The organism is Phyllobacterium brassicacearum (assembly GCF_003010955.1).
GTDB lineage: Bacteria > Pseudomonadota > Alphaproteobacteria > Rhizobiales > Rhizobiaceae > Phyllobacterium > Phyllobacterium brassicacearum.
The window spans coordinates 93,128-107,450 of sequence record NZ_PGGO01000009.1 but is presented as its reverse complement, the minus strand read 5'-3'; the positions used below and the strand labels follow the sequence as shown (position 1 = coordinate 107,450).

Annotated in this window: 15 protein-coding genes and 1 riboswitch; of the genes, 3 read left to right on the top strand and 12 right to left on the bottom strand. The window is 57.6% G+C overall.

The genetic code is table 11. From position 1 onward, the window contains the following. The first annotated feature begins 31 nt into the window (after positions 1–31). Positions 32–194: riboswitch (FMN riboswitch) on the top strand. Positions 195–274: 80 nt separating this feature from the next. After that, positions 275–775 (top strand): 6,7-dimethyl-8-ribityllumazine synthase, encoded by a 501-nt coding sequence (locus CU102_RS13795; protein WP_106711678.1) that lies wholly within the window; start codon positions 275–277, stop codon positions 773–775. A 37-nt stretch (positions 776–812) separates the two neighbouring features. On the opposite strand, the gene CU102_RS13790 is transcribed toward CU102_RS13795, so the two are convergent. The 3 genes from CU102_RS13790 to CU102_RS13780 form a co-directional block, all read right to left on the bottom strand. After that, positions 813–1,688 (bottom strand): C40 family peptidase, encoded by an 876-nt coding sequence (locus CU102_RS13790; protein WP_208113824.1) that lies wholly within the window; start codon positions 1,686–1,688, stop codon positions 813–815. Continuing rightward, positions 1,676–2,026: a MarR family transcriptional regulator gene (locus CU102_RS13785; RefSeq protein WP_106711775.1), complete on the bottom strand. Its 351-nt coding sequence runs from the start codon at positions 2,024–2,026 to the stop codon at positions 1,676–1,678. The genes CU102_RS13790 and CU102_RS13785 overlap by 13 nt, the downstream gene beginning before the upstream one ends. Before the next feature lie 66 nt (positions 2,027–2,092). Then, positions 2,093–3,463 carry a leucyl aminopeptidase family protein gene (locus CU102_RS13780; RefSeq protein WP_106711774.1) on the bottom strand — a complete coding sequence of 457 codons (1,371 nt, stop codon included), beginning with the start codon at positions 3,461–3,463 and terminating at the stop codon, positions 2,093–2,095. Between the two features lie 140 nt (positions 3,464–3,603). Between CU102_RS13780 and CU102_RS13775 the strand changes: the two genes are divergently transcribed. Beyond that, positions 3,604–4,434 (top strand): tetratricopeptide repeat protein, encoded by an 831-nt coding sequence (locus CU102_RS13775; protein WP_106711677.1) that lies wholly within the window; start codon positions 3,604–3,606, stop codon positions 4,432–4,434. Positions 4,435–4,500: 66 nt separating this feature from the next. Here the strand turns inward: CU102_RS13775 and CU102_RS13770 are convergent, their stop codons facing one another. From CU102_RS13770 to CU102_RS13730, 9 genes are all read right to left on the bottom strand, one after another. Then, positions 4,501–5,526: a type II secretion system F family protein gene (locus CU102_RS13770; protein WP_106711676.1), complete on the bottom strand. Its 1,026-nt coding sequence runs from the start codon at positions 5,524–5,526 to the stop codon at positions 4,501–4,503. Between the two features lie 30 nt (positions 5,527–5,556). Next, positions 5,557–6,570, bottom strand: coding sequence for a type II secretion system F family protein (locus CU102_RS13765; protein WP_106711675.1), 1,014 nt, complete (start codon positions 6,568–6,570; stop codon positions 5,557–5,559). Positions 6,571–6,591: 21 nt separating this feature from the next. After that, a complete protein-coding gene (locus tag CU102_RS13760; protein WP_106711674.1) occupies positions 6,592–8,064 on the bottom strand; it encodes a TadA family conjugal transfer-associated ATPase in 1,473 nt (490 codons plus the stop codon). A gap of 10 nt (positions 8,065–8,074) precedes the next feature. Beyond that, the gene (locus tag CU102_RS13755) at positions 8,075–9,358 is read right to left on the bottom strand and encodes a CpaE/TadZ family protein (RefSeq protein WP_106711673.1); all 1,284 of its coding nucleotides are present in this window, start codon (positions 9,356–9,358) and stop codon (positions 8,075–8,077) included. A gap of 32 nt (positions 9,359–9,390) precedes the next feature. Beyond that, positions 9,391–10,074, bottom strand: a complete 684-nt coding sequence (locus CU102_RS13750) for a CpaD family pilus assembly protein (protein ID WP_106711773.1) — start codon at positions 10,072–10,074, stop codon at positions 9,391–9,393. Positions 10,075–10,088: 14 nt separating this feature from the next. After that, complete coding sequence (locus CU102_RS13745) at positions 10,089–11,690, bottom strand: type II and III secretion system protein family protein (protein WP_245425329.1); 1,602 nt, start codon at positions 11,688–11,690, stop codon at positions 10,089–10,091. A gap of 4 nt (positions 11,691–11,694) precedes the next feature. Then, positions 11,695–12,492 (bottom strand): Flp pilus assembly protein CpaB, encoded by a 798-nt coding sequence (gene cpaB / locus CU102_RS13740; RefSeq protein ID WP_106711672.1) that lies wholly within the window; start codon positions 12,490–12,492, stop codon positions 11,695–11,697. A gap of 153 nt (positions 12,493–12,645) precedes the next feature. Beyond that, complete coding sequence (locus tag CU102_RS13735) at positions 12,646–13,170, bottom strand: A24 family peptidase (protein WP_106711771.1); 525 nt, start codon at positions 13,168–13,170, stop codon at positions 12,646–12,648. A 15-nt stretch (positions 13,171–13,185) separates the two neighbouring features. Beyond that, positions 13,186–13,383, bottom strand: a complete 198-nt coding sequence (locus CU102_RS13730; protein ID WP_106711671.1) for a Flp family type IVb pilin — start codon at positions 13,381–13,383, stop codon at positions 13,186–13,188. A 286-nt stretch (positions 13,384–13,669) separates the two neighbouring features. On the opposite strand from CU102_RS13730, the gene CU102_RS13725 reads away from it, so the two are divergent. Continuing rightward, positions 13,670–14,110, top strand: coding sequence for a pilus assembly protein N-terminal domain-containing protein (locus CU102_RS13725; RefSeq protein WP_106711670.1), 441 nt, complete (start codon positions 13,670–13,672; stop codon positions 14,108–14,110). Positions 14,111–14,323 lie beyond the last annotated feature (213 nt).

The window sequence follows — 14,323 nt, the reverse complement described above, 5'->3', positions numbered from 1 at the left end:
CCGAAACCGTTCGACTATGGTGCCAGCCGTTAAGTGTTCTCAGGGCGGGGCGCAATTCCCCACCGGCGGTAATCACCGGATGCCGGAAGGTGTCAGGTGCGAGCCCGCGAGCGCTTTCCAGCCCGCTGGAAAGGTCAGCAGATTTCGGTGCAATCCCGAAGCCGACGGTATAGTCCGGATGAAAGAGAACAACTGAAAGGCGAGACCGCCCTAGAAGCGGCCCCGAGCCATATTTGGTTGTGCCCTGATTCACGTCCACTCGAAGGAGAAAGACATGGATCAGTTCCAGAATAGCAATACCCCACACAATCCACCACCAAATCCGCGCATCGCCTTCATCCAGGCGCGATGGCACGCCGATATCGTCGACCAGTGCCGCATCGGCTTCGAAGGCGAGCTACAGCGTCAGGGCGTCAAGCCAGAGCGCTTCGATGTGTTCGACGCACCCGGTTCGTTCGATATTCCACTTCTCGCCAAGAGACTGGCGGAGACCGGACGCTACGACGCGATCATCGCCGCCGGTCTTGTCGTCGATGGCGGCATCTACCGGCATGATTTCGTTGCGGGAAGCGTCGTGAATGCTCTGCTCACGGCGCAAATGGAAACCGGCGTACCCATGCTGTCAGCGGTACTGACGCCACATCACTTCCAGGAACACGCACAACATATCGACTTCTTCACGCGGCACTTCCTGACCAAGGGCCAGGAGGCTGCCCGGGCCTGCCTGCAAATCATCCATACGTTTCGCCAGGTGGCACAGCTGACGGTTGGCTGACTTTGCTTGCCCGTCGTCCCGGCGGCGGGCTTCTGCTCTAAAGGCGCCGCACGGCGGTAGGCTGACCATAGAGATAGTCGATGCGCTCGATGGCATCACGCAGCGGCTCCAGCGTTACGCTCATCGTGTGGCCGCTGGCGTGCACCAGCATGGAATGGCTCGCCATCATGGCGACATGGCCCTTCCAGAACACGAAATCCCCCCGCTGCAAGTTGTGATAATCCCTATCGGGCTCAATGAGCTCCCCGACTGAGGTAGCCTGCATGTCGGTATCCCGCAGAACGGGCTGTCCTGTCATCAGCAAGGAGAGCTGGACGAGACCGGAACAATCAATACCAAAGCCCGAGACACCGCCCCATAGATAAGGCGTATGCATCAACGTTTCGGCGACCGCCACATGATCGTCTGTTACCTCGTCGATCGGTACCAGATGCTTGGCGATGACCGCCTCCCCACTCGGCAGCATGCCGTAGAGCGTGCCCCGCCGTTCCTCGCCGCCGATGACCGTGACCAGCGACCCCATCGACAGCGCCCTGGTCCGCGGAAATTTCAGATCCGAGCCAGGATAGACGAACGTCCTCGGCGCAATGACGATATGCGTCGGATCGGTTGAACGGCGGTCGAGCGTGGTGTCCACAACGTAGCCGACATAACCGTCGCGCTCATTCTGGACCCAGCACCAGCCGTTATCATCCTCGAAGACGAGTACATCGTCGCCGTAAAGTAATTGGGTGATTATGCCTGCATCGCCGCGGGGTTCCGAACGCACATCGACAACCGGATCAGCAACACGCATCGGCTTGCCGGGAACGAAGCGTTCCGCCGCGGCCATCCCGCGCAAGCTTTCATCAGCAAGATCGGGCCGAAAGGCGTTCAGCCGTTTGTCCAAGTTCGCATCGTTCACAGCGGTAATCCCTTTGCCTTGGCGATGACGAGATCGCCGAGCCTTTCAACATAGAGCGCACCCTTTACCGTTCTCTTGACGAGAACGTTGCGCTTGTCCTTCTCATCGCGGTGGCGATCGACCAAACCATAGCCGCCCATTGTGTCGAGAGCGCGGGTGATCACGGGCTTTGTCACACCAAGTTTCGCCGCCATGCCGCGTATCGTATGCGGCGGCGATTCGAGATAGACCGTCAGAAGCACCGCCAGCTGCCGCATGGTGAGGTCATGGGCATCATCGCGCACTTCCGAGAGCGCGATTTCCTTCCACAATGTCAGCGCCTGGATAGGCTTCAGTTCGATCATCATGAACGGCATCCGCGATCATTTCGGCTCCGTTCCAGTTTAGACTTCGTCTTGTCTGGCGCAAGCAGTTCATTTCACCGGGTAACGCTGTCTTAGAAGATGGTAAAGCGCGCGTATACCCTGCGCCTCGCCGCCAACCGGCGCATGCGGCTTCTCGACAGGATTCCAGCCGAAAATGTCGAAATGGGCCCAAACCTTCGCCTTGCCGACAAAACGCTGCAGAAAGAGTGCCGCGGTGATCGAACCGGCAAAGCCGTCGCTCGTCACATTGTTCATGTCGGCAATGCGCGACGAAAGCTTGGCATCGTAGGGCTGCCATAGCGGCATGCGCCAGAGCGGGTCGGCAACCGCATCCGCAGCCCTCGCCACGTCGAACGCGAAGGCATCATCATCGGAATAGAAGGGGGGAAGGTCAGGCCCGAGCGCGACACGCGCGGCTCCCGTCAGGGTCGCCATGTCAATCAGGATTTCTGGCTCCTCGTCGTCGGCCAATGCCAGTGCATCCGCCAGGACCAAGCGCCCCTCCGCATCGGTGTTACCGATCTCGACCGTCAGGCCCTTGCGGCTGGTCAACACGTCGCCTGGACGGAACGCATTGGCAGAAATCGAATTTTCGACTGCGGGAATGAGCACACGCAGTCGTATGGGAAGCTTGGCGTCCATGATCAGGCTCGCCAGCGCCAGGACGTTGGCCGCGCCGCCCATGTCCTTCTTCATCAGCAGCATGCTGCTTGATGGCTTGATATCGAGCCCACCCGTGTCGAAACAGACACCCTTGCCAACCAGCGTCACCCTGGGCGCATCTTTCTTGCCCCATTCAAGGTCGATCAGCCGCGGCTCCTCGCTTCCTGCCCTGCCGACCGCATGGATCATCGGGAAGTTCTTCTTGAGCAGGGCATCGCCCTTGATCACACTGACGGACGCCTTGTGCTCTTCGCCCAGCTTGCGCACCGCGGCTTCCAGCGCCTCCGGCCCCATGTCGTTGGTCGGCGTGTTGATCAGATCGCGCGCAAGCGTAACGGCCTTGGCCAGACGCTTCACATCGGCCTTGTCCGCTCCATCCGGCAACGCCAGTGTGACATCGACATCATCCTTGCTGGCATAACGGTCGAACTTGTAACCACCGAGCAGAAACGCCAGGGCCGCGAGGTCAGGCTCTTTGACGGAGTTCGCCAGATGCCACGACCCTTTTGGCAGACCGGTCGCCAGTCTTCCGGCAACAAGGCGGGAGTCATCCTTTCCGATGCCAAGCAACGCACCTGAAATCTCACCCTTTTCACCGGGAACGATCAGCACCCTCCCCGGCTGCCCGTCGAAGCCATTCGCATTGGCCCAGGCGAGTGCTCTGCTGTCCAGTCCGGCATTGTCCAGCCCGCCCTTGTGCACAAACCACACGGGCTTGCTGTCAGAGGCTTTTTTCCTGGTAATTTCAGCAGGCATTTCGGCGTCTCCTTGGTCGATCAAGCACACAACGACCCCAAATATGGCGTCATTAACGGTCCGTTAGGGTTAACAGAATATTTCTAATCCGTGGGAATGGGTTAATGCACAGATGATTTGTGCTGTGGATGGGGCAAATTATGACAAGCGCAGGCATTATTCAACGTAATCGCCGCTTCATTTTTTCTATCGCAATCATTGCGCTGGCAACCGGTCTATCCGGCTGTGCCACAACGGACAAGACGACGACCGGCTCGATCACGCCGGCGTCAGGTGCGGACGCCGGTCCGGCCGGCAATTTCGACCAGATGAACGAACAGCAGTTGATGCAGGCGTCGACCAGTCTCGGTGCCCGCTATCAGGCCAATCCAAAAGACAAAACGACGGCAGTGAACTTTGCCGCGGTCTTGCGCATGACCGGCCGCAGTGATCAGGCCCTTGCCGTGATGCGAAGCCTCGCCATCGCCTATCCGAAGGACCGCGACGTTCTCGCCGCTTATGGCAAGGCACTCGCCAGCAGCGGCGAATTTGAAGCCGCACTCGATGCTTTGCGCCGCGCCCAGACGCCAGAATATCCGGATTGGAAACTGCTCTCGGCCCAAGGCGCCATTCTCGACCAGCTCGGCAAGACCAGCGAAGCCCGCGACCTTTACCGCCAGGCGTTGCAGATCAATCCCAACGAGGCATCGATTCTCTCCAATATGGGCATGTCCTACGTGCTTTCCGGAGAATTGAGTACAGCGGAAAGCTATATGCGCAAAGCCGTCGGGGCACCGGGTTCCGACAGCCGGGTCCGGCAGAACCTTGCACTGGTCGTGGGGCTGCAAGGGCGGTTTGACGAGGCCGAAACGATCGCTAAGCAGGAGCTCTCGCCGCAACAGGCGCAGGCCAATATCAAGTATCTGCGATCCATGCTGTCACAGCAGAATTCATGGAGCATGCTGAAAGACAAGAGCAAGCCGAAGACCTGAACCGATTTCAACAGCCACAAAAAAGCCGCCCCGTCCCGAGCGGCTTTTTTTTGTGATGGCGCATCGTTATTTCGGGGTTGCAGGTCCGAATATGCCGCCCTGTGCGGATATCTGGATGAAGGCCGGTCCAAGAATGACGGCGAAAAGTACGGGAAGCAGGAAGACGATCATTGGCACGGTCAATTTTGGCGGCAGTGCTGCGGCCTTTTTCTCGGCCGCCATCAGCCTCGCCTCACGGCTCTCATCGGACAGAACCCGCAAAGCGCTGCCGATTGACGTTCCGTAGCGTTCGGATTGAACCAGCGCCTGCACCACCGATTTGACCGTCTCGAGTCCGGTACGGCTTGCAAGATTGTCATAGGCCTGACGACGTTCGGGCAGGAATGACAATTCAGCATTGGTCAGAACCAGTTCTTCGGCAAGTTCGGCCGATTGCACGCCGATCTCCTCGGAGACCTTCTTGAAGGCCGCCTCGATCGACATGCCTGATTCAACGCAGATCAGCATCAGGTCCAACGCATCGGGCCAGGCGAGCTGGATCGATTGCTGGCGCTTGGTGCCGGCATTGCGAACATAGAGATTTGGCAGATAGAACCCGACATAGGCGCCGGCAAAACAGGCGGCTACCCGGATCATCGTCGACTTCTCCGCCAGGCCACCCATGCCGAAAATCCAGAAGACCGTCAGGCCGAGTGTGACGAAGGGCAGCCCGAAGCGTGCGACCAGGAAGATATTCAGGGCGTTCTGTCCGCGAAAACCGGCCGTGCGCAGGGACGAAACGGTTTTCTCATCGGCGAGCGCACGTTGCAAATCCAGTTTCTCGACGAACTGCCGTACCCCCTGCCGTTCCGTGATACGGAGGGAGCTGCGGCCATTCTTGCGCCGGTTGTCGCTTTCAGTTGCCATGCGGGCCCGTTCACGCGAACGGATCTGGTCCCGTTCGAGCGCTACCGACTTCATTCGCGATTTCAGATCCGAACCAGAGAACATCGGCATCACGAAGGTAACGAGCGTCGCAAAAATGGAGATCCCGACAAGGACAGCAAAGATAAAGGCCGGATCGTGCAAGGCTTTGGCAATGGTGGCAATCATTTTCGAGCGCTCCGGCTAGGATCTAGGACCCTAGAACTTGAAGTTGATCATCTTCTTCATGACCAGGATACCAATCGACATCCAGACGGCAGCACAACCGAGAATGACGTGGCCAGTATCCGAGCTGAAGAGAACCATGATGTATTTGGGGGTTGTCAGATAGACGAGCCCTGCGACGATGAACGGCAGCGCGCCGATGATATAGGCCGAGGCCTTGGCCTCCATCGACAAGGCCTTGACCTTGGCTGCCATCTTTTTCCGGTCTCGCAAGACCCGCGAAAGATTGCCGAGCGCTTCAGAAAGGTTGCCGCCCGCCTGCGATTGAATCTGGATGACGATGCCGAAGAAGCTGGCCTCCGGGCATGGCATGTATTCGGACATGCGCATCGCGGATTCGGGAATGCTGACGCCAACCTGCTGCGCATCGACCATGCGGCGAAATTCACCACGCACCGGTTCCTGCGATTCCTGCGCGATGAGCCGAATTCCGTCGTTGAGCGGAAGACCCGACCGAATGGCGCGCACGATCACGTCGATGGCATTGGGAAATTCGTTGAGAAACGCCTTGATGCGGCGTCCGCGGCGGAAATAGATGAACCATCGCGGCAGGCCGAAAGCTCCCGCGAGAAATAGGCCCGGCGCGAGATAAAGCGGCGACCCCAGAAACAGCCCGAGGGCGCTCACCAGCATCCCTGTAATGACTGAGTATGTATAAAACCGCGGAACCGGCACTTTCATGCCCGCCTGCATGAGCAGCATCTTCAGCGGCGGCGATTTGATGTTCTTGTCGCGCAGTTTCTGCCGCTGCTCGATATCCTTCAACGTATCCTGAACGGATTTGCGGCGTTTGAGCGCTTCGGCTTGCTTGTCACGGACTGCAAATTTGCCGAGGCTGTCGGTTGCGGAGAGCTTGACCGACTTCAGTCGTTCATCCGATTTCTTCTGCCACGCCATCGATTCGAAGAAGAACACATAGGCTAGGGCCGCGAATGCCAGCGCGACCAGGCAAACAAAAGCGAGCTGCGCCAGATCAAGCCCGAACATGTCGTTGTCCCCCGGGCAGCATCAGTTCTTCACCGTTTCCATTGCATCCAGAGCAGTGGCGAGGCGGCGGTCTTCATTGTAGTAGCGCGCTTTTTCCCAGAAATGCGGCCGGCTGATGCCGGTCGAGGCGTGATGGCCAGTCAGCCGGCCATTGGCGTCCTCGCCAGTGATCTGGTAGACGACCAGATCCTGGGTGATGATGACGTCGCCTTCCATGCCGATAACTTCGGTGACGTGGGTGATGCGGCGCGATCCGTCGCGCAGGCGCGCCGCCTGGATGATGATATCCACCGAACCAACAATGATCTCGCGCACAGTCTTCTGCGGCAGGGCAAACCCGCCCATGGCGATCATGGATTCGATACGGCTCAGGCATTCCCTGGGGCTATTGGAGTGAATGGTTCCCATGGAACCATCATGACCGGTGTTCATCGCCGACAGGAGATCGAAAACCTCCGGTCCGCGCACTTCGCCGACGATGATCCGTTCCGGACGCATGCGCAGGCAATTCTTGACGAGATCGCGCATGGTGATCTCGCCTTCACCTTCCAGATTTGCCGGTCGCGTTTCGAGACGGACCACATGCGGCTGTTGCAGTTGCAATTCCGCCGAGTCCTCGCAGGTGATGACGCGTTCATCCTTATCGATGTAGTTCGTCAGGCAGTTCAGAAGCGTCGTTTTGCCGGAACCCGTTCCACCCGAGATTACGATATTGCAGCGGACGCGACCAATGATCTGCAGCAGCTCTGCGCCCGCCGGAGAGATGGCACCGAAGCGGACAAGCTGGTCAAGGGTCAACTTATCCTTCTTGAACTTACGAATGGTCAGTACCGGCCCGTCGATCGCGAGCGGAGGGGCGATGACATTGACGCGCGAGCCATCTGGCAGACGGGCATCGCAGATCGGGCTTGATTCATCGACACGGCGGCCAACCTGACTGACGATGCGCTGGCAGATATTGAGAAGCTGCTGGTTGTCGCGGAACCTGACGCCGGATTCCTGCACCTTGCCCTGCACTTCGATATAGGTCTTGCGGGCGCCATTCACCATGATATCGGCAATGTCGTCGCGCGCGAGCAACGGCTCGAGCGGGCCATACCCAAGAACATCGTTGCAGATGTCATCGAGCAGTTCCTCCTGCTCGGAAATTGACATGGCGAAGTTTTTGATCGCGATGATGTCGTTGACGATATCGCGGATTTCCTCGCGTGCGACCTCGGGATCGAGTTTCGACAGCTGCGCAAGATCGATGGTGTCGATCAGCGCCGCGAAAACCTGCGATTTCGTATCGTAGTAGGCTTCATTCTTCTCGCGCAGGGGCGCAACAGGCTTGGGCGCTTCGACCGGGCTACGCTTTGGCTCCAGAATGTCCCGGGGTAACCGGCTGGCTTCGGCGGCAATTGCGCCAGCAGGCGGCAACACAGTTTCGAGCGCAACTGCCCGAAACTCCTGAAACTGTTGATTTCCACCGGCGCCGCCGCGTTTACCAAACATGATGCCTCTTCTACTTCTTGCGCTTCAGCCGGGACAAAACCGACGTGAGCCCAGGCTTTTTCTTTGCCTTCAGCGTCATGCGGCCCGTCAGGATATGCGCAATCTCATTGATGCTCTGTACGATCGGGCTGGCAGCGTCGGTTTCCGCCAGCATCCGGCCATTGTTTGCGGCGCTACCGAACAGCGCCGGATCAAACGGGATGGTCGCCATCGGCAAGATGCCGAGCGGGCTGCAGAAGTCGAGCGGCGCAATCTCCGGGCGCTTCGGAACACCTACTTGATTGAGAACAAGTCTCGGAGGAGCATCGTTGGGGCGGAGTTGCTTCAGCGTGTCAAGCAGGTTCTTGGTGTTGCGAAGATTTGCAAGTTCCGGTGATGCGATGATGACCACCTCATCGGCCCGGGCCAAAGTAGTCCGGGTCCAGCCATTCCATGTGTGCGGCACATCGAGAATGACGTGGGGAACGGATCGTTGTGCCACATCGATCAGGTGTGCGAAGGAATCGTCGCGGAAATCGAAGACCCGGTCCAGCGTGGAGGGCGCTGCCAGGAGCGAAAGATGCTCGGCACATTGTGCAAGGAGCCGGTCGAGATAGACATCGTCGATGCGTTCCGGCGAAAACACAGCTTCGGCAATTCCCTGCGCCGGGTCCTGGTCGAAATTGATGTTCGCCGTGCCGTAGGGCAGGTCCATGTCGGCAATCACCACCTCATTCTTGAACAGCGACGAGATCGACCAGGCGATGTTGTGGGCGATGGTCGATGCGCCGACGCCGCCTTTCGCGCCGATGAAGGCGATCGCATGGCCAAGAGGCTTTGCCTCTGGATCAACGAACAAGCCGCCGATCACGCCGACAATGTCCGACAGATCGATGGGCGCGACCATATATTCGGAGATGCCGTTGCGGATGAGTTCGCGATAGAGCCAGACGTCATTGAAATGACCGATAATGACGACCTTCGTACTTGGATCGCATACTTCGGAGAGAGCCGTGAGGCTTTGCAACATGTCGCGCGGAGCAGCCGATGTCTCGAGCAGAATAAGATTGGGCGTCGGTACGGTCTGGAACAATTCGACCGCCCGCTCTACGCCGCCCATATGCACCTGCGTATGCGCCTTCGCCATGCGCCGGTCTTCGCTGGCGCGTCCGACCTGCCTGGCTACTGCATCGGTCTCACAAAAGGCCTGGATCGAAATCCGGGGTATCGGCCGAAAGGCGTGCAGTCCCGATCCAGCTGGCCGGTCGTGGCTCTCTCCGGATTGATTTTCTGTTTCAAAGGCGAGCTGGCTCATTTTAGCATTCCGCTTTTCAAGAGAGCTGCAGATCAGTTGAAGTCATAGTTGACTTCCTGCGTGGTGACTGGCTTCGGTGTCTCGGCGTTCCTATAGTCGTCGATGACAACGCCGCGCCGTTCTGCATCGATTGGTGACGTTGCTCTTGGGCCAAGCAGATCTGCTGGGTTAGCGATCTGTGCGGCCAGGTTTGTCTGACTAGCACAGCCGAAATTGGCGTAGTGCCGGTTGTCGGCCGTCTCAAGCAAATCCTTGGGCCACTGGCCGCAGGGGTGCGTTGATGCCGTGATCGCGGAGTAAACGAGACGTATTGGCGGAGACTCGCTCCCCCCTGCAGGGTATGGCTCACTGGAAATGTTGAATGGCTTGACGCCGCCCCGCCGCAGAGTTGCAGCGACGTCCTTGCGCAACCTCGTTGCTGCGCGTTCGTTCGGAGAACCGGTCGGAAGCAGGATGTGGATGACGCCGGAACCGTTGGCGCGATAATTGGCTATCGTGTTCTGGACAATGCTGCGCTGCGTAAGCGACAATTTGCTGTCCGCATGACCGACCGGAATATCAGCAACCTGCTCCTTTTCCGAGATGACGATCGGATGATTGGTCCGATAGTCGTCGGGGATGCTGCCAGTCATCACGCGCTGCGCGCAGCCTGCGAGCAATGACACGGCAAGCAGAGCCAGGACGGGCTTAGTGCGGAACTTTTTTGTTTTTGACATAGCCTGGTCCTTGCTCATTTGTAGATATAACCGACGGCGCCCTCGTAGCGTCCGTCGGGCAGATTGGCTTCCTTCGTGCCATAGACACGATTGACTTTGCCGAGGAAAATGCCGGCAGCATCACTGGCGGGATTTAGATTATCGTCGGGCCGCGCAAGCGCGGTGCGCGGAACCGGTCTGACAAGATAAGGCGTTATGATGATGACAAGTTCGCTTTCATTGCGAACGAATTCACGGCTGCGAAACAGAGTTCCCAGCACTGGAATTTTCGACATTCCCGGCAGTCCGGATATGGCCGCACGGTTTTCATCGCGCATGAGACCGGCGATCATCATCGAACCACCAGATGGCAGTTCAACTGTTGTGTCGGCGAGGCGCTTGCGCAACGAAATTAGGTTTGTTGCTGGCTGCTGCGCCCGATTCTTATTCCCGACCCCGTCAAACGACGAATTGACGCCCGCACCCAAGGAGACAGAACCCTCGAGCGTTGGCTCAGATACCGATGTCCTGACCTTCAGACTGATCCGACCGGGAGAAAGAACAACGGGAACGAATTCAAGCCCAATGCCGTATTCTACCTTGGTGATCGTGTATTGAATGCCACCTTGGTTATTGACGGTTTGGCCGGTGATCAGGTTGTACTCGCCGCCAACCTTGAATTGCGCCTGCTCTCCTGAGATCGCTGTCAGCGACGGTTCCGCCAGTGTTTTCATGACACCGGCAAGTTCCATTGCGTTCAGATACGAGTCGATCGTGGCGCTGCCGATTGATATGGGCGCTGTAATTCCAGAGTTGGTCAGACCTTTGCCAACCAGCGAAGCGATGTTGGTCGAACTGAAGAAAATGCCGTCGGACTTCGTCTTGCCAACAAGATTGACACCCAATTGTTTCATAACAGTCCGGCTGACCTCCGCGACCGTAACTTTAAGCGTGACTTGGTCTTCACCGGCAATCTGAATGAGATTGACGATCTTGCTGGTCTGGCGGGCTTCGTCCGGGTCGCTGATGGCAACGTCCGAGCCGCCACCACCATTGCTGCCGCCCTGACCAGATGCCGTGATTGCATATTGTCCGGTCGTCGCTTCGCCGCCGGAGACCAGAAGATTGGCAAGGTCACTTGCCCTCTTGGCATCGAGCGGTGTCTGAACTGTTCCAGTCAGGATGACGTTGTCGTTCATCAGTTCGACTTTGATGTCGGAATCCGGAATATATTTTTTCAGGCTGTCCTCGAGCCCGGCAACGTCGCGCTCGACCACCAGATCAAAGCTGGCGAGCTGCTCACCATTCGGACCGAAGACGAAGATATTGGTCTGGCCAACCTGCTTGCCGAAGAGATAGATGCGCCGTGCCGTGCGGGTGACAGCATCGGCGACGGTCGGATTGGCAACAAGAATGTCATAGGCGTCTGCCGGGAGGTCCACAACCAGCGACTTGCTTAGGCCAAGATTGATGCGCTTGCTGGCGCCCTGGGCCTGATTGAGCTTCACGACATTACTCTCGGCAACGGCCGTGCCGCTGACCGGCAGAACTGCCAGAGCGCTGCTGACGGCTAAAGCCATCGCCTGCAAGGACCGGGACCTGCGTTTGAACAACGTGGTGGTTGGATCGTTTCCCATTTTGTTATTTCCGCCCCAGGATTTCAATGACCGTTCCGGACTTGATCAGTTTCACGTTGCCGGCACGGCCCGGCGAATTGACGAGATATTCCGCGCCGGGGCCCGTTGCCTCTTGCGCATCCTGCAAGGAGCGCAACGCCAGCGTCATTCGGGTCGCCATTTGCTCTGCAACGGCCAGGATCTCGGCCTGTTCGGGCGTCAGTTCAAGCGTTGCGGTGGACCCGACCTTGGTCTTTTGCCCAGTCTCATCCTCCTGAATCGTCTGGTCGATCGCCAGGACGCGGATGTTGCGAAGGATGGTCTCGGTTGTAAATTGCTTTGGCATCTCGTCGTTCATCTGGCGGATCATGATGACGTCGACATAGTCGTCGGGCAGAATGAAACCGCCCGCGGACGTTTCAGCAGCGATCTGTGTTGCGACGGCTCGCATCCCGGCCGGAAGCTGTGCCGACATGAAGCTCTGGCCCTTGCCGATGAGTTTCGCTTCGCGGATTGGTTCGCCCGGGAAAATCTGCAGGCGGACGGTGGAGCCGCGCAATTCCTCCTCCGCGTTCGGTCGGTCAGTGCGCTTGATATAGCCGTCAGCCAAAGCATCCTCGGGCCACGCCTGCCAGCGCATCTGACCCTGCATTTCTGCGCCGACCCCGAGGTTTTCGGTTGCTACCAGAATGTCCTGCAATTTGATCTGCGGTTTTGCGTTTTCGACAACCACTGTCGTAGGCTTCATACGCGTGGCGATATAGCCAGCTGCCCCCGCAGCAGCGACCGCCACGATCAAAATGACAAGACGTGCTTTTTGCATTCTGCGCCCCAATAGACTTTCGTCTTAGATACTAAGGTCGCACTCTGACTTACCAATCGTGTAATTAAGGTTAACGCTTTGCTTAAAAGTATGATTAACAACGCTTAACGTTTACTATTTGGGCAAGAAGCTGCTGGACCAAGTCCGTTGCTTCTAGATCTGGGCAAGACGATTGATCACCCATTGACACAAGGGCGACCCGGGGAAGGTCAGCAGGCCGGCCATCCCCAGCGCAATTCCGTAAGGCACACCCACATCTTTTCTTGCCAGACGGCGCATGAATTCAAAACGGTCAGTATATGCGACCGCAAACTGGGAACTCCGGTAACGCAGTATTGCGATTGTCAGCAGACCACCGAGCATCGACATCGTCAGGAGATATTCGACCAACCCGAGATTCCATCCGAGCCAGACTGCCGTGGCGGACATGAGCTTCGCGTCGCCCCCGCCCATCGTTCCCGTCGCGAATAGTGCAAACGTTGTGGCAAGGACGGCGGCACCTGCAACAAAATGCATTCCGTAAAGCTCCCACGGCATTCCGGTCAGGGGCGCAAGAACCGCGAAGGATATGATGAGTATGAGCGAGACACGGTTCTGAATTGTCATGGACAGCAAGTCCGAGACGGCCGCGAATGCCATTGCGAATGGAAAAACGGTGAGTATGGCCGCTTCGATCATCAATATCATCCGTGATTAGTTCATGGCTTCTGTGACGTCTTCCGCAAGATCGGCGTACAGATCCTGGACCGATACGCCGAGTATTCCGGCACCAACGATGACACCGATGCTGACGAGCGAGGCGATCAGCGTATATTCGATGGCAGTTGCACCGGCGTCGTCCCTAAGGAACCGGGCGAAAGCATTGAGGAGCGCGCCTTTGCTGCGTTTCATGTCAAGCCCTCTCGTTGTTCCACCGCCTTGATAATGATTGAAAACTATCTGTGGTGACTTGCATTCACCTTAAGAAATACCGTTACGGAAGTGTAAAACAGACATAAATCAAAATCCCGTATTTGAAGGGTAAAGAGCACTGCAGGGATTTATTATAAATGCGATCTATCTCCATGCGTGCCAGATCATGAACCTGCATCATACTTAACAGTTCGTTCGGAGATTTAAGCTTTCCTTCACCATTCCACGCCATTGTTTATCAAGCGTTTTTTCGAAGGGTTTCCCCATGGTTCGCATTAAAGGCCACCGCATCCGTTCCTGTGGACTGGCCGCAGCAATGACGCTGACAGCTGTCCTGTCGGCGGCCGCAACGGCCGGGGCCGATACGGGCATTCACGTGATCATGAACCAGGCCAAGATCCTGAAGCTGGCGCGGCCGGCCGACACTGTCGTTGTGGGTGATCCGGAAATCGCCGATGCCGTCGTCAAGGATGCGCGGACGGTCGTCCTCACCGGCAAAGGTTTCGGGATCACCAATATCGTCATCATGGATGCCGATGGCGCTGCCATCGTCGATGATCAGGTCATGGTCAGCCGCAGTGTCGCCAACACGACGCGCGTCTACCGGCGGGCCTATGTGCAAACGCTTTCGTGCACGCCCTATTGCGAGACTGCGCAGAAGACCGAGGCTGAAAAGGCCTCCGATGCCCAGATTGGCGGCAATTGATCCGCTGTTGCCGGATCACGGTTGAGAAACAGTGAATCCAATAGTTGCAATTTGTACCGGGCTTCGAACGAGATTCTAACATCTGGCGTGATAGAGATTTCCCAAGCCTGAGTGGTGCGGGGAAAACCAAGTTGCGAAATACCGATAAACTTCTCGATGATCAGACCCATGCTGGAAGCGCACGTCCGCGATCGTCGTTGACTGCGCGCTTTT

Coding starts and splice junctions, on each gene's coding strand:
- CU102_RS13795 (WP_106711678.1), top strand. CDS start 275: ATGGATCAGTTCCAGAATAGCAATACCCCACACAATCCACCACCAAAT.
- CU102_RS13785 (WP_106711775.1), bottom strand. CDS start 2,026: ATGATGATCGAACTGAAGCCTATCCAGGCGCTGACATTGTGGAAGGAA.
- CU102_RS13780 (WP_106711774.1), bottom strand. CDS start 3,463: ATGCCTGCTGAAATTACCAGGAAAAAAGCCTCTGACAGCAAGCCCGTG.
- CU102_RS13775 (WP_106711677.1), top strand. CDS start 3,604: ATGACAAGCGCAGGCATTATTCAACGTAATCGCCGCTTCATTTTTTCT.
- CU102_RS13770 (WP_106711676.1), bottom strand. CDS start 5,526: ATGATTGCCACCATTGCCAAAGCCTTGCACGATCCGGCCTTTATCTTT.
- CU102_RS13765 (WP_106711675.1), bottom strand. CDS start 6,570: ATGTTCGGGCTTGATCTGGCGCAGCTCGCTTTTGTTTGCCTGGTCGCG.
- CU102_RS13760 (WP_106711674.1), bottom strand. CDS start 8,064: ATGTTTGGTAAACGCGGCGGCGCCGGTGGAAATCAACAGTTTCAGGAG.
- CU102_RS13755 (WP_106711673.1), bottom strand. CDS start 9,358: ATGAGCCAGCTCGCCTTTGAAACAGAAAATCAATCCGGAGAGAGCCAC.
- CU102_RS13750 (WP_106711773.1), bottom strand. CDS start 10,074: ATGTCAAAAACAAAAAAGTTCCGCACTAAGCCCGTCCTGGCTCTGCTT.
- CU102_RS13745 (WP_245425329.1), bottom strand. CDS start 11,690: ATGGGAAACGATCCAACCACCACGTTGTTCAAACGCAGGTCCCGGTCC.
- cpaB (WP_106711672.1), bottom strand. CDS start 12,492: ATGCAAAAAGCACGTCTTGTCATTTTGATCGTGGCGGTCGCTGCTGCG.
- CU102_RS13735 (WP_106711771.1), bottom strand. CDS start 13,170: ATGATCGAAGCGGCCATACTCACCGTTTTTCCATTCGCAATGGCATTC.
- CU102_RS13730 (WP_106711671.1), bottom strand. CDS start 13,383: ATGAAACGCAGCAAAGGCGCGCTCCTCAATGCTTTCGCCCGGTTCCTT.
- CU102_RS13725 (WP_106711670.1), top strand. CDS start 13,670: ATGGTTCGCATTAAAGGCCACCGCATCCGTTCCTGTGGACTGGCCGCA.